This is a genomic window from Psychrobacter sp. LFX-11D, from assembly GCF_904846475.1.
Classification (GTDB): Bacteria; Pseudomonadota; Gammaproteobacteria; order Pseudomonadales; family Moraxellaceae; genus Psychrobacter; species Psychrobacter cryohalolentis.
On the sequence record NZ_CAJHAV010000023.1, the window covers coordinates 1 to 17057 of the forward strand.

Below are 17057 nucleotides of genomic sequence, written 5' to 3' on the forward strand. Positions count from 1 at the left end.
TCAATCTCTTTTTTAAGAGCCTGTAATTGCTTAATCTTATTTGCGAATAAATCATCTGATATTACTGACATTACTTCATCCTTTTTTTAGCCAACTATGATAGAGTTGATCCTAGCAGTACATACACAGGTATGCAAGGTAGTAAAATACACAAGACCACATCGTTTCGTGGGCGCAGTAGTATTTTAACCCTCTGTTAAGAGCGAACTTAGGAGTTTATGTAAAAAAGACCCACAAGGGGCGCTATTTTTTTACATAAACTCCGTCGTCCGGCAGGGGGCGAACCCCCTACAACCCCCAAAAAATCATCTCTCCATATTGGGTTTTTTTGCTATGAATAATAAAGGGTTTCATCTGTCAGTTAGCGCCGTTAGTAAGGCGAAAAATCATAGCGTGGTGGCAAAGTCGGCTTATAATTCTGGCTCAAAACTGGTTGATGAGCAGTCAGGAGTCGTCCACGATTATACCAGTAAAGCTAAAGACAAAATCTTAAACTTAGTGGACAGTGATGGCACTAAATACACGCAAGTTATTGAGAAAAATGTGGTGCATACGGCGTTGTTAACGCCAACTCTTGCTGGGGATCTAGCAGTGACACGTGAGGGTTTTTGGAATGATATCGAACGCATTGAGACTCGTAAAAACGCGCAATTGGGTACTGAGATTGATGTGATGTTTCCTGATGGAATCACCGCTGATCAGCGTATAGTTCTGGCCGAGTGCTACGCTCAAACATTATCTGATCGCTATAACGTGCTTGTCGATGTGGCCATTCATCGGCCCCACAGTCACGAGAAACATGTGGGGGAGGTTGAAGTGGTTGAGCTGACCAGTCGTAACTTTCATGCCCATATTTTACTCTCAAGCCGTGAGATAGTAGCGGATGTTAAGGGTTATGCTTTATCAGCACGCAAGAATTGGTTGCAGTGGTCAACGGAGGAGCGGTTATCTAAGGGGTTAAACGGGCGCGGCGATGAGCTTAAATATCAACGCACCCTTTGGGCGGATATGGCCAATGAGCTACTGCCTGAGAATAAAACCATTAGTGAGAAATCCTACCGTGAGCTGGGCATCAGTCGTTTACCAAAAATGAAACTGGGTAAGTCACTATATAAGGATATTCTCAAAGGCAATCGTTCAGTGATTCATGAGTACAACGAGACGATTGATGAGATCAATGCTTACATTGAAAAAAATGGTCTGGTAATTGAGTACGACGACAAGGGACGTATTGACCTAGAAAGCAATGAACAAGAGGTTAACGGCGTCACAATACATTATAAAAAGCGTAAGCCCTTTGCGCGAATTGAGCTCAGTAACATCCGCTTTGTAGATCCTGCCGCTGAACTTGAACCCGCTATTCCTAAAAATAAGAATCAGACGCATAGTGATGCGGCCAATGATCACGCACTTGATGAGCTTTTAGCAATCTCAGCCAACTTTGTGAGTCAAAAAAAGATGGTACGCAGCGCCTTATTTTCAACCATTGATGCGCTGCATGAAGAGTTAGCGCACCAGTCTAAACAGATTATTACCATTGATAAAAACATTAAGAGTACCCAGCGGTTCACCGAGGAGGTGGGACAGGATTTTAGCGAGCCCCGCCAAAAAATGATTGAGCTTGCCCGGAAAATACATACGAAAGAGCAAAGTGAGGCACTAAAGACGGCTTTAGTGTTGGTTGATCAATTTAGACAAGATGACACCCTACAAACAGGCCGCGCTGTTAGCCGCCTTGAAGAGCAGCTGTCACAGATTGATAAAACGGTGCTGAACAATAAAGCAGTTTTAAAAAAGCTTATTCCCCTTAACAATCGAGTTATTGATGATCATAAGGCGCTAAAGGCCACTTTAAAACCTTTTGCCGCAACGCTGAATAAGCTGGCTACTGATTTTAAAGCGCTTGATGAGATTGATGTTGAAAAATCCGACTTATCCTTACAGTGGGATCAAGCGTTTTCGGATCTACAAGATATAGACGTCACCAATAACATGGACACTTATCATAAGTTTGCCGCATTTGCAGATCTGGATGTTGAGCGCTTTAAATATCTTCAAAAAGAGCGTGAGGTGCTCAGTACGTTAAAAGCGGTAGAGATAAACGCGGATGCTGATACTCGTTTGACGGCATTGGCCGCTGATGTTAAAGCGTTTAAGACCACCAATAATGAAGACATCAAACAGTTAAAGCAGCAAATTAATACCAGTAAAAAGACTTATCAGCGCTTATCACCGTTTTATGAGCAGCGTATCGCCTTACTGGATCAAAGTGAGGCGGTGATCGTGCAAGATGATGATTTATACGATGAAATCATAAGTACCAAGACTACTCAGTTGAATGCAGATCGGCTTGAGGACTGGCGCAGCCGTACTATGGCGCTGCAATATCAGCTCAACAAAGCGCATGAGCAAGCAAAGCTTAAGAAAGAGGCTGAGCGCGCACGAGAGGAGGCTTTGATCAGGCGGCGAGAAACCTTACAACAGAGGCGGCAGCAGAGGCATCTCTTAAGCGTCAGCGAATCAATGAGACCAAAGCATATCGAGATCGATTTGACAATTTAGTGGTACGGGTGCGTAACCGCGTTAATACCCTTGATTTTAAGGCCGTTGATGCACCGATCGAAGCGATCAACGCGGCTGAGGCGGTTGCCGCACAAGCATTTATATTCACTACTCTAAAACACACTGACAGCTTTACGACACTACAAAAAAGTTTACGAGACACCGATGCTAAAAAAATTGCAACGCAGGTGCAGAAGGCAGCAACGACGCTATGGCAACAGCTTGAGCGCTTGCCTGACAATCAAGATAAGGTCGAGGTGTTAACGAAAATCAATGAGCGCTTTGAGCACGTTCCTGCTATCACCATAGATGGGGCAACGCTCACACAAACTGTGACAGATCACCTGCAAAAAACGAAGAACGCCATCCAAGCGCATGAACAAGCACAAACACGCCGCTACTCCTCACCACGCCCATTTTAGGCGGCATTATAATAATGAGTACCCCATGAATAAAGACAATAGCAATGAGCAAGACATACACGATCAACTTGTTAACCTAGTGACTTCATTGACTCCGGTCATTGGGGCCTTGCGTGAGCTGATTAAGCGAGCCGATGATGCGGTAGCGAGGCGGCTTGAGCGTTCGCTTAGCGGTATTGATAGCAAGGTGAATGAGGTGTCTTCTGCCATTGAAGAATTAGGTAGTAGCGCAAGCACGACTTCGCAGGCATTGAGCCAGTATCAAGAACTCGTGTTAAAGCAGCTTCAAGCAGCAGTGACGGCTTTCACTGACAATGAGATGCCGCGTCGTTATGATGACAAAATAGCGGGCATCATCACCGATATGAAACAGCAGATTGATACGGCTGTAGAGTCGGTCGTCACTGCTAAAAGCGATAGCATAGAGGTACAAATCAGTACCATGCAAGGAGTTGCTGATAAACTTAGCGCAAGCGCGGACAATCTAGCCCTATTCACCAATCAGTACCAAGCTGGTCATAAGCAGATTATTGAAGATATTGAGACCTTTGAGACCACCACCAAAACGCGGATTGAGCAGGTCGAGGGTAGAGCTAGTAAAGACTTGGACAAAATTCATAAGTCCATTGAGACTATGAGTATTAAAAGGATTGCAGCCGCTGTCGCAGCGGGTACGATGGCTGTGATAATAAGTTTGGTGGCCCTGGTATTTTGGTATGTGCCAAGCTTTGATGAGATTGCAGAGATGAGATACCAGCAAGCAGAGCTACAGCGCGGCATCGATGAGCTTGAAACGGGGTGGAAGCAGGCATTTGATAACGCTCAAAGTCAGCAGATTATTTTGGCTTGTGATGTTAATGAAGCGCAGCCTGATGCAATCAGCTGGTGCGTTAGAGCAGACAGTAAAAGTGTTTTGAGAGATGAGAGAGGCTTTGTTTATTATAAAATAGCTGGGGTGCCGCGTGCAGAGCCGACTGAGTAAAGGCGTATGGTAATAGTAAGCTATATTGCCCAAAAGTGCGTCTTCTGAGACATATAAGACTGAAAAAAGCTTTTTTGATTGTCGTTATCTTTGTCTATATTAAAAAGCCAGATAATGACACTTTATCTGGCTTTAAGGGTTACTGTTTCTTGTTAAACAAGTTGTCTGTAAATATAAGCTAAAGCCATTACGCTGCTTGGTCAGTGTGAGCTGTGACCAACTCTATAAAAGCAGTTTCAAGGGTGCTTAACGCATAATCGTCAACGATAAGACCGTCATCTAGCTGTCGTTGCACCCAGACATAAACCGCTTCACCATTATAAAGAATGGGGTCAACACCAAGTAGGGTTGCCAGCTGTACGCCTTGCTGTATTTGTAAGTTTAATAACAGCTGAGAGGCTAACGTTTTAGTCTGTTCACTAAACCATGTGCAGCTATTGAGCCGAGATAGATTGTTATTCATTGGTATTCTCCTATAGATTATTATGTGCATATAATAAGTAAAATGACTTACTACAGGTCAAATTATACCTATATTTTAATCTATTGCAAGAGAAAATAACCTTCTGTAGGTCTTTTTATTCGTTTAAAGACAATTACAGCTCATGATAACGTTATTTATGCTGGTGACTCACTGCTGTCCTCGTTTATGATTTCGTATAAATCACCAACATTGATTCTAAGATAAGTACATAAAGACTCGATGACATCTAGATCAACGCGGGTGGCTTCTTCATGATACATGCGAGTAATGGTGCCACGATTGATACCAGTATCTCTTGAGATATCGGCAATTTTAAGGCGTCTTTCACCCATGATGGTCGATAAGTGACACTTCACCATAGTGGTTCCCTCATTCATATTAGTGGTTTTTGATTGGTGAGCGGATTATAACGAATATGAGCTGATGAAGTATTGCTTTTAGTAGCTCAAATTGATATCCAATAGCGACAATTTATCTAGTAGTAGGCAGTTTATGATACTGTCTTTGATACAGGACGTCCATCATGATGGATATACGCTCGTTAGAAAAGACGATGCTATTTTTACTATAAGATATTGCTATTAGTAATGATGTGACGTACATTTTTAGTTATACTTATATACTTATATACTTATATACTTATATACTCAATACATACTACAGGGATCTGTATTTATGAAGGTAATCGCGGTATTAAATCAAAAGGGTGGCAGCGGTAAGACTACCATCGCAACGCATTTGGCTCGTGGCTTACAGCTAAAAGGCCATAGTGTTTTGTTGGTGGATAGTGACCAGCAGGGCAGTGCGCGTGACTGGAGAGCAGTTGATGAAGACAATCCGGTACCGGTGATTGGGCTCGATAGACCAACACTTGATAAAGATTTAAAAAACGTCTCTGATAAAGAGTACGTGGTGATCGATGGATCGCCGCAAGCTACTAGTCTGGCTATTTCTGCTATAAAAGCGGCTGATTTTATATTGATTCCGGTGCAGCCGAGCCCCTATGATATCTGGGCGACCAGCGATTTGGTTGATTTAGTGCAGCAGCGTATTGAGATGATGGATGGCCAACTAAAGGCAGCCTTTGTTGTCTCACGCGCCATTCAAAATACCAATATTGGTAAAGAGGTTGCAACCGCGCTGCTTGATTATAATATTCCGGTATTAGAGACCAGAGTGATGCAGCGAGTTGCTTATCCTAATAGTGCTGCCCTTGGTAAGACAGTATTTGATACCGAATCGCCTAGTAGCAATGCGATACAAGAGATAACCGCATTGGTCAGTGAGATTCAAATATTTTTTGGTGAGGAGTAAGTCATGAGTTTATCAGCAGGTCGTCCTAGTAAGAACGTTAAGGATCAATTGGCTTTATCGGATGTGACGGACAGTCCCAAAAAGACGGTACGCGTGAATTTTAATTTAGATGAAGATAAACACATTGCGCTCAAGCGGTACGCGCTTGAAAGCCGAAAAACGGTGACTGAGTTGTTGACTGAAATGATTGAGGAAAAGTTGGTTGAGCGATAGGTATAAAAAAGGGACTTTCCTAAACTTTGTGTAACTTCTTATACCCTATTAGCAAATAGAAGTTACACAAAATCCAGGATGGGCTCGTGGTCGATGCCAATCCGTAACTGGACGTCTGCTCTGAATCGTTTTATGATTATGTTTGATGACCGTATCAGCAAGCATTTAATCTAAACGGCAGTTACACAGAATTCGGGATGGTCTCAAAAGCAGCGACAACTTCTACTATTAAAAAAGTAGTCGTTAAACCTAAGGCAACCATTAACTTCTTACTATTTTCTTCAGTAACAACCGCATGGCTATGATCATGATGTTCTGACATAAAATATTTTCCTTATTCTATTTATGATGAGCAGAGATATTGGATAACAGCCAATATCTCTGCTGTAAATCGACTAATCTATTGGATTAAGAAACTTTTTTTTCATTTATCCAACGATAAAGCACGGGTAACAGCACCAAAGTTAGTAATGTTGAAGAGATAATCCCGCCAATCACTACGGTTGCCAGTGGCCGTTGAACCTCAGCCCCTGTTCCGGTTGACAGCGCCATTGGTACAAAACCCAGTGAAGCCACACAAGCTGTCATCAACACTGGTCTTAAGCGCAAAATAGCCCCTTGCCACACGGCTTTATGCACTGGATATTTGTCCCTTAATTCCTTAATAAAGGTCAGCATTACCAGTCCATTGAGGACTGCAACACCAGATAAGGCAATAAAGCCAATTCCAGCTGACATCGATAATGGAATATCCCTTAGCCAAAGGAACAGCACACCACCGGTCAAGGCAAAGGGTATCCCGGTAAAGACCAATAGACTTTCTTTGACATTGTGAAAGACCGCCATCAGTAAAATAAAGATAGTGATTAAAGCCAGTGGAATCACGATTTGCATCCGTGCTTTGGCTGAAGCCAAATTTTCAAACTGACCGCCATATTCTATCCAATAACCACTTGGCAAAGTGTATGCTTTGAGCTGTGTCTGTACATCAGAAACAAAAGACCCTAAATCACGCCCTTCAACATTCGTTGTAACCACAACTCGGCGTTTACCATTTTCTCGACTGACTTGGTTGATTCCTTCAATGGTCGAGACTTGCGCGACATCCGACAATAAAATACTGCCACCATTTGGAAGCTGAATAGGTAACTGGGAAACAGATGCGACACTACGGTCTTGCTCTCCAAGACGGATAACAAAATCAAAACGACGATCGCCTTCTAAAATCTCTCCCACGCTTTGTCCACCAATACTGGTTGCCACAAGGTCTTGAATTGAACGCACACTCAAACCATATTGTGCAGCCAAAGTTTTATTTACCTCGACATTCAGTAATGGCAAACCTGAGGTCTGCTCAACTTTCACGGCACTGCTACCCGATATTTGCTGAATGATTTTGGAGATTTTAGTCGCCTCAGTATTGAGGACATTCATATCATCACCGAAGATTTTCACACCAACATCACTACGCACACCTGAGATCAATTCATTAAATCGGAGTTCAATCGGTTGTGAAAATTCACTATTATTGCCTGGAATCGTGGCTAAATACGTCACCATACGGCCACGTAATTCATCTAAACTTTCTTTAGGATTTGGCCATTCTGAACGAGGCTTTAACATGATATAGCCATCTGAAATATTGGGTGGCATGACATCTGTTGCAACCTCGGCTGTACCCGTTCTGGCAAATACTGCCTTAATTTCAGGGAAACTCTTTAAAAGAAGTTTTTCAGTATTCTCCTGAATACGTAAAGACTCTTCTAAGCCTGTACTTGGTGAACGTAACTGTTGTATCGCAAAGTCTCCTTCACTGAGCTGTGGTGCAAATTCACTGCCGAGTTTGGTACTGATAAATCCCGTAATCACTAATAAACACAGTGCAAAAGTCAGCACAACTGCTTTGTATTGATACGAAATATCAAGAGTTTGCTGATATTTAGCTTTTAGCCATAACATCCAACGACTTTCTTTTTCTTGAATATCGCCTTTGACCCACAATGCCACAGCAGCAGGCACAAAGGTGATCGATAAAATAATGGCTGCAACAAGGGCGAGTACCACTGTCAATGCCATCGGATGGAACATTTTTGCTTCCACACCACTTAAAGCAAAAATCGGCAAATACACCACCAAAATAATAAGCTGACCAAAAATAAGAGGACGACGTGCTTGGCGGGCAGCCAGAAAAACTTCCTTAAAGCGTTCACTTTGTGTGAGAGGTCGTTTTAACAGTTGCTGTGTATGGGCTAAACGCCGGATACAGTTTTCGACAATCACCACAGCACCATCGACAATGATGCCGAAATCGAGTGCACCTAAACTCATCAGATTGGCACTGATATTTTGCTGTGCCATCCCGGTTAAGGTAAACAGCATAGAGAGTGGAATGACACAGGCAGTAATCAAGGCAGCACGGATATTCCCTAAAAACAGGAACAGAATGATGATGACCAGGATTGCTCCCTCTACCAAGTTTTTCTGAACGGTTTTAATCGCCTTCTCAACCAAGGTAGTACGGTCGTACACCGTTTCAATCACTACCCCTTTAGGCAAACTATTCTGAATATCTTGAAGCTTGGCATCCACAGCTTTAGAAACAGTCCGGCTATTTCCACCCATCGCCATCATGGCAATCCCTAAAACGGTTTCTTTGCCGTTATAGGTTGCCCCACCGGTTCTTAAATCATGCCCAATAGAGACTTGCGCAATATCACCAACCCGAATTGGGCTGCCATTTGGGCTACCCAGCATGGTGTTCTCAATATCAGAAAGCCCATTGAATGCACCCGGTACACGTACCGTCAGTTGCTGACCATTGTCTTCAATATAACCTGCACCTCGGTTCTCATTATTTTGCGCTAAAGCCTGTTGCAGTTGTTCTAATGAGATATTCAGTTGCTGCATCCGGTTTAAATCGGGAGAGACCACATAGGTTTTTTCAAAACCACCAATACTGTTGACCTCTGCAACTCCCTTAACACGTTGCAGTTGAGGACGCACAATCCAGTCCTGAATCTCACGCAAATCCATCGGCGTGTATGCAGTTCCATCCGGCTTTTTCGCATTCGGATCTGCCTTCAGTACCCATTGATAAATCTCACCGAGACCCGTAGAAACGGGGGACATCGTCGGTGCGATTTGTGCAGGCAACTCAGATTGCGCCTCCTGTATCCGTTGGTTAATCTGCTGACGGGCCCAATAAATATCAGTCCCATCTTTAAAGACAATGGTGACTTGAGAGAGTCCATAACGGGATATGGAACGGGTAAGCTCCAGATCCGGAATGCCAGCCATGGCATTTTCAATGGGATAGGTAATCCGCTGTTCGACTTCAAGCGCAGTAAAACCCTTGGCTTGAGTATTAATCTGTACTTGGGTATTGGTAATATCGGGTACAGCATCAATCGGGAGTTTCTGATAGCTATACACCCCGACCGCAATCCAGGTACAGACAAAGAGCAACACCCAAATCGCATTTTGTATGGAAAACTGAATAATACGCTCAAATAATCCTTCAGGACGAGGTAAATCTTGATTAATGCCCATGACCGGCCTCATCTTTTTCTAATTCAGATTTCAACAAGAAACTGCCTTGAGCGATATACTTCTGCCCTTCAGTCAGCCCAGAAATCACTTCAAGCCATTGTCCATCACTTGAAGCCTGCCCCAATTGCACTTTCTGTGCTTTTAAGTGGACTTGACCTTTTTGTTCTGAATCTACGATGAAAATACTGTCTTCACCTTCAATACTTTGCAGCGCAGACTTTTGAATCCGAAGGGCTGATTTTGCTGTAGCTTCCGGAATCAACACTATCACTAACACATTAGAACGCAACTCAGTAGCTTGCGCATCGAGTTTTGCGCGCACCACCAGACGCCCTGTTTGTACATCTGCCTGAGAGGTTAAGCTTTGTACAGTAGCTTTATAGATTTGATCTGAATCATTCACTTTAAAGTCAATTTTTTGCCCGGCTTGCAGTTGACCTGAGAATTGATTCGGCAAATTAAACTCAAGCCATAAATCTTTCAGCTGTTCAATGACAAAGAGCTGATTAGCCTGTTGCACATTTTCACCGACCACAATATCTTTTTGACTGATCACCCCAGAGATCGGTGCTTTAATCAGAAAACGCCCATTGTTATTGCCACTTGCACCTAATGCATTTAAACGTGCTTGTGAGGACTGGACAGTAATCTGCGCTTGACGGTAGGCATTTTCGGCACGCTGGTAATCCTGTTTGGCAGAAACCCCCTGTGACCAGAGTTGCTGTTCGCGCTGGTAATCTTTACGGGCCAAATCCAGATTCACCTGTGCCATACGCAGATTTGCCTGTTGGTCGATCAGTTCAGGCACGGTTAGTACAGCCAGCGTTTGTCCTTTTTGCACGCTCTGTCCTAAAGCCACATTGATCTGCTCGACATGACCACTAAAATTAGGCGATATATGCGCTTGTTGATCGGTATTCACCACCAATTTACCTGGCAGGGTTGTCAGCTTTTCAACCAATCCTGTGGATGCAACAGCAACTTTTAAACCTTGTTCAACCATTTGTTGGCTGGTCAGTTGTATTTCGCCTTCTTCAGCATGTCCTTCTTCAGAACTATCTTCATCAGAATATTCGGCATTTCCCTCATCATAACCACGCCCCTCAGATTCAGTTTTTTTTGAACTTAACCAAATAGCCAGACTGACCAAGACCGTAATCAGAATCAAAATTGCAATCATGAGAGACTGGGATATTTTTCCGTTTTGCTTGGCGTTCATTTTATCGTGCTCCCCCATTGATTAAATTTTGCGATGCTTCGACTGCCTTTTTATTCAGTTGTGTATAGGCATCCGAACGGCTAATTTCTTCATAACTTGTGCCAATACTGAGTGCCTCAGCTGCTAGGGCAGTTTGCCAAGCTTGACGTAGAGTTTGTAATTGACCCAATCGAAGATTCTGCAGTTGGGTGGTTGCTTGCTGAACGTCGGTAATGGACAGTTTCCCTGCCTGAAACCCTAGTAAAGTACGGCTCTGAACTTTGGTCGCCAAAGTAACTTGTGCTGTTGTGGCATCGAACTGGCTACGTAAACCTTTGAGCTGATGCATGCTGTTGGCAATATCGAGTATTTGTTGCTTCAGCTCACGCTGCTGCTGTTGGTTCAGCAATATTTGCTGTTGCTGGACCATCGGGATCGCATATTGCTGGCGATTGAAAATATTCAGTGGAATAGCCACGCCGATTGCTAAAGTCGTATCGTTGCTTTCATTAGGGGTTTTGCTACGTTTCATGCCTACATTTAAAGTCGGATTGGGACGTGCCTGAATTCTTAAATTTTCAATTTGATGATCCGATTGCTGAATGTTCAAGGCATAGAATTTTTCTAGCCACCCTTCAGCAATATACCGTTGCACAGTTTGGAGACTTTGCTCTGGCCAAGGGATAGCGGTTTTATTCAATTGAAGATGTGAAGATGTTTCTCCCCCCCACAAATTAGACAGCTGACGACCGGCAGCTTGTTTATTCAGCATCGCTTGCTGATAAAGTCGTTGGATTTCTAGCGCTTCAATTTGGGCACGCTCAAAATCAACCAGGGCAATACTGCCTGCCTGATAGCGTTTCTGGGCACTGTCCAGATTGACTTTACTTGTTTTTAACTGTACTGAATAAGCAGACTGCTCAACCTCAGCAAGTGCAAATTGCGACCATGCAAATTTAACAATCAGTTGGCTTTGTGCCTTCCATAATTGCTGTTGCAATTGGATTTGTTGATTCGAGGTATTGGCAATCACCCGGTTCAGCTTACGCTGACCAAATAGATCTAGAGGTTGACTAACGCCAACATTGAATTCCTGTTCTTGACCTGAGCCAAAGCCAGACTGTTCTAAACTTATACTTGGATTCTGCCATAACCGACTTTGCTGAATATTCAATTCAGATATTTGCTGAACTTGTTGCCACGGCTTGTCTTGAGTCTGGTAACTTTGTACTTTTGCTAAAGCGGATTCAAAGCTGGTAACGTTTTCAGCATAGCTATATTGCATAGCCGCTGCACATATACAAGCAACCAAGCTATGACGCAAGAGTATAATTGATTGTGAAGACATGATTTTTCCCACTTATTTAAATAATAAAAGTGGTGGGAATGTTTTAGGCTACCCCACCATGAGCGGGGAAAATTCGGGAGGTAGGCTTTGTTGAAACAGGTCAGGAGCCTGATAGCTGTTTTTCCAATGAAATTGTGGATTCACTTTAACTTCAGAGCTTGGATGAAACACATCTACTTTTTCATTTTGTACAATCAAATGCATCATCGATGGTAGATGATCTTGATGATCTTCACCGATTTCTAAATCGCTACTGAATGTTTTTATGTTTTCTGACTGTCCATTATGATCGTGTTGACGACTATCGCTGGCACACAAGGTATTTTGGTGATGACCAAAATGATAACTCTGCTGTGATTGAGGCTGTTGTTCATGGACACAAAAGGCCGCCGCCACATTCCAAAAGCTTTGGAACATGAACAATCCAACCAAGACTGTAATCCATGTAGTAGAACGCATCATCTGAACCGTACCGGGTTTGTCGGAGACTTTTTATTTAAGTTAGGCCACCTGACCTAACGGGTTAATCTTATCATTGTACATTGCTTCAAACTCAAAAGGCAATTTTCCATGAGAGTTTCCCAAACTTTGTGTAACTGCTTATAATCCACTAACAGGAGAATAAGCAATGACTAACCAATCTGACATCAAGAAACTGGCTGAGCAAATGGCCAGCAGCATGAAAAGCTTCGATGACATCAAAGACTTTCAAAAGCAGCTCATGCAGTCCTTCATCGACACTGCATTTACACTCTCCTAAAACCATTTAACAAAATCTATGACTATTTTACTTTCCCTTACATAATCGTCCTAGTGTATATCTTTTTTTTTGATTAGCATTTTCCTAAATCAATTGACTTTAGGTAAGTATGATGAACGATATCCAATTTTCAGATTGCGCAAAGGCATGTATGAGCTGTTACCTTACCTGTGCCAGTTGTGCAAATGCCTGTCTAAAAGAAGAAAATCTGGAGATGATGCGAGAATGTATTCAGCGTTGTCTAGATTGTGCAGATATTTGTCAGCTCTGTGCTCGTATGCAGCAAACAGAATCTCCTTTTATGAAAGAAATTTGTGAGCTTTGTGCCAAGGCTTGTGAATACTGTGCAGATGAATGTAGCCAACATGAGCATCAATACTGCCAGCAATGTGCTGATGCTTGCCGTGAATGTGCCGTCGAATGTCGAAAAATGGTTGCCTGATAAATAAAAGAATTAGTTGAGTTTAGGATTTACTCAATGAATAGCCAACGTGTTAGTTGTTAGTGGGTCAAACCACTAACAACTCGCAAAAAATGGCTGAATTTGTGGACGTTGTTTTTGCGATTCGATCCAAAGAGAGTACTTTGATTGAACGCGCATGAGTAAATCAGCACTAATACCTAAAGCATCGTGCAAACGTAAGGCTACATCGGCTGTTACTGGGAGGGTGTAGAATATCGAACTTTATTACTTTTTAGAGTAACTCAGCTGCTTGTAATGCTATTTCTTTAACATCTAAGCTAAGGGCTAAATCTGCATTGATCAAATCTTCAATATCGAAAAATCTAGCTTCTAGGGCGTCATCACCTGCTAGAGGATCACCAGAAACCCAAATACAAAGTACGGCTACAAGAACAAAATGGTGACGAAGCTTACCACTACTATCAAAGTCAAACGCGTCTACAGCGTTAAATGTCTTAAAGGCTTTTGATACAATGCTTGTCTCTTCATAAAGTTCACGAACGGCAGCATCTTTAACAGTTTCCCCACGTTCAATTTTACCACCGGGAAAACCCCATCGACCTGCATCGGGTGGGTTAGCACGGCGTACTAAAAGCACCTTTCCATCTTTAAAAAGTACTCCAATAGTAGCTACTATTGGACGTAGGCTCTGTGGTTCGTATTGTATTATAGGTTCATTACTTAGTATATTAGACATAAAAACTCAATTGAGAATAGGACATAGAGGATAGCTTAATATTCAAGTCCTCACTAGGGAACCGAACCAGTGAAAGCGCCTGACAATCTACCATTAGACTATACCCAAAACATAAAACCTTTAAATGATAATCTATCTATCATTAGACTTTTTTATATTATTAAATGATAGTAATATCTTGTTATTATCAATGAGCACTAATTATTAAGTCTAAATAATAGAGGTGGGTTATGACTGTTCGTATTTATGTGAGAGCCAGCACTAAGGATCAAGACGCTACCAGAGCATTGGCTGATTTGGTGGCTTTCAGTACAAGTTATGATGATAACCATGTTGAGTACGTCGAGCATTTCAGTGGTACAAAGCTCGATAGACCATTATTAGCCAAGCTGCTAAAGGACGCTGAGCAAGGCGATATTCTACTGGTTGAAAGCGTGGATAGATTAAGCCGATTATCTCAAGATGATTTTGCAATTCTAAAGCAGCGCATCAAAGACAAGGGCTTACGATTAGTGGTGGCTGATCTGCCAACGACGCATACAGTCAGTGAGGGTATGACCGGGGATATTCTCAGGGTGATCAACGATATGTTGATCGACTTATTAGCCACAATGGCAAAGCTTGATAACGACAAACGTAGAGAGCGTATTAAGCAGGGATTGGCGAACAGTGGTTATAAGCCCACTGGTAAGAAGCCTAATACAACGAAACACAATCGTATTAAAGAATTAGCCAGTCAAAACAATATGACAAAAGAGGAGATTGCTAAGGCGGTTGGTGTTGGGGTGGCTACGGTTTATCGGGTGTTAAAGCAGGGCTAATAGCTGAGGTATTTTATTTTATTTTTGTTCATAAACAGCTGATATATAAGGCTTTACACGCGAGGCAAGAAGGCTTTATTTGCAGAAATAGGTACTCTATTACTACGTAGCTGTGTTAAGAACGGTGTATTTTCATCATTCAATTTCGTTCAATTATGCCCACTTAAAACGCCCTTCGATCTTTATCTAAAGACATCACAGCGTCATATAAAAATCGATTTAATGCAATGAGGCTTCATTATAATCATTATATTGCATTCATAATCGCTTTTCTGCAAAATAGCTTATCTATAATCGCTTGAGCCCCTCATGATGAATACCCCTACTTCAGACCCTATTGGCGCAGCATGGCTTATCCGTTATGCCAGCATCGAGCTGGTGTCCCCTTTATATGTCATCAGTAGTATCGGTGGGCGCAGACAAACCTATAAAGACGGTGACGTCATTCATAACGCTTATCAGGAAACCGCGCGTCCACTGGACACTATCATTGCGCACTTACAGTTTCACATGCGTCATGAAGTACTGAATTTAGAGTTACTGGTTCGTCTATTTGAGCAGGTAGGTGCTGATGACGTACAAGCATGGGTAAACGCTGAGCCGACAGGCAGCTATGCCCGTAGAATGGCTTTCTTGTATGAGTGGCTCATGGGTCAGCAGTTAGCAGTACCGAGTAATTTAGGCGGTAACTATGTGGACGCTTTAGATGCTAAGAAGCAGGTTACTTCAAGCCCTGCGCATGTCATAAAGAATGCTCGTTGGCGTATCAATGACAATCTTGCAGGAACCCGTCATTTCTGTCCTCAATTGGTGAAAACAGAGTTGTTTACGCAAGCCGCTGCACTCGATATTGCCACAATGGTTGACAAGCTGAACGATGAATTTGGGCAAGACTTACTGATGCGTGCCTCCGTATGGATGACATTACGAGAGAGTAAAGCCAGTTTTACTATAGAAGGTGAAGGGAAAGAGTTAAAACGTATTGAACGTTTCGCCGATGTAATGGCACGGCGTACCGGCAAGGGCGATATTCCGCTTGATCCTGAGTCGCTAGCAGAGTTGCAACAAGACATATTGGGTAGTAAAACTATTATTCAGCAGTACGGCATCCGTCAATCACCAGTTTTTGTGTCGCATACTCAGGTGAATGGCTTTAAAGAAATTGTGCACTATATCGCGCCACCTGCTGATGACATTGCTAACAAGCTAGCAGGGTTACAGGTATTTATGGAAAAGACTGAGGGACAATCAGCACTGATGCGTAGTGCGGTTGCCTCCTTTGCTTTTGTATATATTCATCCGCTGGCGGATGGCAATGGCCGTGTACATCGCTTCTTAATTAATGACGTCCTCAGGCGAGACCAGGTCATTCATGAGCCGATTATCCTACCTATATCACAAGCCATTGCTGAGCATCCCTCAGACCGTCATGCCTATGACAAAATTTTAGACCGTGTATCCGTGCCACTTATGGAGCAAATCCGTGATCATTACAGCTTTGATAAACAAGCGATTACTTACCCTGATGGTATTCGCTCAAACTTAAATTTTGGAAATACTCACCTAATTCAACCTGCATGGCGCTTTATGGATCTAACGCCTCACGTTCAGTACTTATCAGGACTCATTGCTCATGTTATTGAAAAAGAGATGCATAACGAGTCACAGTACCTAAGAAAGCATGACCATGCACGACTGGCGATAAAAGAGATTGTTGAGATGCCCAACAGCTATGCCGATAGAATTATTCGTAGCATGCTACAAAATAAGGGTGTTAAAAGTAATAAGCTATTGAAGGATTATCCGTTTTTGGCAAATGATGAGGTTTGGGACGATATTTTCTCTGTGGTTGTAGAAACCTTTAAAGATGAAGCAGATGGTTTGAATAGTTAGAACAAACCCTGCTATACGCAAGAAAATCTGCCTTGATAATCAAGCTTAAGCTAGTATCAGTATCATCGTTGCGATAATGATTCGTTTATAAAAGATTCGGCTAAAATACTGTAACTTGAAACGTAATCAATATTTTTCTTACTTAAACAGAATATATTAGAGGAACTTTGATAACAGACAATTTTTATTTGACAAGGTTATTACAGATCCTCAAAATAATTTTGAGTATTTGAGTATTTGAGTATTTGAGTATTTGAGTATTTGAGTATTTGAGTATTTGAGTATTTGAGTATTTGAGTATTTGAGTATTTGAGTATTTGAGTATTTGAGTATTTGAGTATTTGAGTATTT

Annotated in this window: 16 protein-coding genes and 1 pseudogene; 9 read left to right on the forward strand and 8 right to left on the reverse strand. The window is 42.4% G+C overall.

Annotated features, from left to right (window positions below):
• The first annotated feature begins 333 nt into the window (after positions 1–333).
• Genes JMX75_RS12415 through JMX75_RS12425 form a run of 3 tightly spaced genes read left to right on the forward strand, consistent with a single transcriptional unit; the run spans position 334 to position 3966 of the window.
• On the forward strand, positions 334–2562 hold the full coding sequence (locus JMX75_RS12415; protein WP_201532522.1) for a MobA/MobL family protein: 2229 nt from the start codon (positions 334–336) through the stop codon (positions 2560–2562).
• 8 nt (positions 2563–2570) lie between these two features.
• Positions 2571–2984, forward strand: coding sequence for a hypothetical protein (locus tag JMX75_RS12420; protein WP_201532523.1), 414 nt, complete (start codon positions 2571–2573; stop codon positions 2982–2984).
• Positions 2985–3009: 25 nt separating this feature from the next.
• On the forward strand, positions 3010–3966 hold the full coding sequence (locus tag JMX75_RS12425; RefSeq protein WP_201532524.1) for a hypothetical protein: 957 nt from the start codon (positions 3010–3012) through the stop codon (positions 3964–3966).
• A gap of 187 nt (positions 3967–4153) precedes the next feature.
• Here the strand turns inward: JMX75_RS12425 and JMX75_RS12430 are convergent, their stop codons facing one another.
• Positions 4154–4429 carry a hypothetical protein gene (locus tag JMX75_RS12430; RefSeq protein ID WP_201532525.1) on the reverse strand — a complete coding sequence of 92 codons (276 nt, stop codon included), beginning with the start codon at positions 4427–4429 and terminating at the stop codon, positions 4154–4156.
• Positions 4430–4584: 155 nt separating this feature from the next.
• Entirely contained in the window at positions 4585–4809 is a 225-nt protein-coding gene (locus JMX75_RS12435; protein WP_057758779.1) for a helix-turn-helix domain-containing protein, read from the reverse strand.
• Positions 4810–5125: 316 nt separating this feature from the next.
• Here JMX75_RS12435 and parA point away from each other — a divergent pair, with 316 nt between their 5' ends.
• Together parA and JMX75_RS12445 are read left to right on the forward strand one after the other, a co-directional pair.
• On the forward strand, positions 5126–5764 hold the full coding sequence (parA, locus tag JMX75_RS12440; RefSeq protein ID WP_201532526.1) for a ParA family partition ATPase: 639 nt from the start codon (positions 5126–5128) through the stop codon (positions 5762–5764).
• A gap of 3 nt (positions 5765–5767) precedes the next feature.
• On the forward strand, positions 5768–5977 hold the full coding sequence (locus tag JMX75_RS12445; RefSeq protein WP_025652656.1) for a plasmid partition protein ParG: 210 nt from the start codon (positions 5768–5770) through the stop codon (positions 5975–5977).
• A gap of 199 nt (positions 5978–6176) precedes the next feature.
• Here JMX75_RS12445 and JMX75_RS12450 read toward each other — a convergent pair.
• From JMX75_RS12450 to JMX75_RS12470, 5 genes and pseudogenes are all read right to left on the reverse strand, one after another.
• Positions 6177–6299: pseudogene (locus JMX75_RS12450) on the reverse strand (cation transporter); the annotation flags it as partial.
• An 86-nt stretch (positions 6300–6385) separates the two neighbouring features.
• Complete coding sequence (locus JMX75_RS12455) at positions 6386–9526, reverse strand: efflux RND transporter permease subunit (protein WP_181718477.1); 3141 nt, start codon at positions 9524–9526, stop codon at positions 6386–6388.
• Positions 9516–10745, reverse strand: a complete 1230-nt coding sequence (locus tag JMX75_RS12460) for an efflux RND transporter periplasmic adaptor subunit (RefSeq protein WP_181718489.1) — start codon at positions 10743–10745, stop codon at positions 9516–9518. Before JMX75_RS12460 ends, JMX75_RS12455 begins: the two co-directional genes overlap by 11 nt.
• Before the next feature lies 1 nt (position 10746).
• Positions 10747–12072 carry a TolC family protein gene (locus JMX75_RS12465; RefSeq protein WP_068034973.1) on the reverse strand — a complete coding sequence of 442 codons (1326 nt, stop codon included), beginning with the start codon at positions 12070–12072 and terminating at the stop codon, positions 10747–10749.
• 48 nt (positions 12073–12120) lie between these two features.
• The gene (locus JMX75_RS12470) at positions 12121–12534 is read right to left on the reverse strand and encodes a cation efflux protein, CzcI-like (protein ID WP_227502390.1); all 414 of its coding nucleotides are present in this window, start codon (positions 12532–12534) and stop codon (positions 12121–12123) included.
• A 166-nt stretch (positions 12535–12700) separates the two neighbouring features.
• Here JMX75_RS12470 and JMX75_RS13075 point away from each other — a divergent pair, with 166 nt between their 5' ends.
• Together JMX75_RS13075 and JMX75_RS12480 are read left to right on the forward strand one after the other, a co-directional pair.
• Positions 12701–12832 (forward strand): hypothetical protein, encoded by a 132-nt coding sequence (locus JMX75_RS13075; RefSeq protein WP_264673014.1) that lies wholly within the window; start codon positions 12701–12703, stop codon positions 12830–12832.
• A 112-nt stretch (positions 12833–12944) separates the two neighbouring features.
• Positions 12945–13274 (forward strand): four-helix bundle copper-binding protein, encoded by a 330-nt coding sequence (locus tag JMX75_RS12480; RefSeq protein ID WP_084212324.1) that lies wholly within the window; start codon positions 12945–12947, stop codon positions 13272–13274.
• A gap of 253 nt (positions 13275–13527) precedes the next feature.
• Here the strand turns inward: JMX75_RS12480 and JMX75_RS12485 are convergent, their stop codons facing one another.
• Positions 13528–13992, reverse strand: a complete 465-nt coding sequence (locus JMX75_RS12485; protein ID WP_007115209.1) for an NUDIX hydrolase — start codon at positions 13990–13992, stop codon at positions 13528–13530.
• A gap of 230 nt (positions 13993–14222) precedes the next feature.
• Here JMX75_RS12485 and JMX75_RS12490 point away from each other — a divergent pair, with 230 nt between their 5' ends.
• Together JMX75_RS12490 and JMX75_RS12495 are read left to right on the forward strand one after the other, a co-directional pair.
• Positions 14223–14813, forward strand: a complete 591-nt coding sequence (locus tag JMX75_RS12490; RefSeq protein ID WP_062844955.1) for a recombinase family protein — start codon at positions 14223–14225, stop codon at positions 14811–14813.
• Positions 14814–15122: 309 nt separating this feature from the next.
• Positions 15123–16706 carry a Fic family protein gene (locus tag JMX75_RS12495; RefSeq protein WP_201532527.1) on the forward strand — a complete coding sequence of 528 codons (1584 nt, stop codon included), beginning with the start codon at positions 15123–15125 and terminating at the stop codon, positions 16704–16706.
• Positions 16707–17057: the final 351 nt, after the last annotated feature.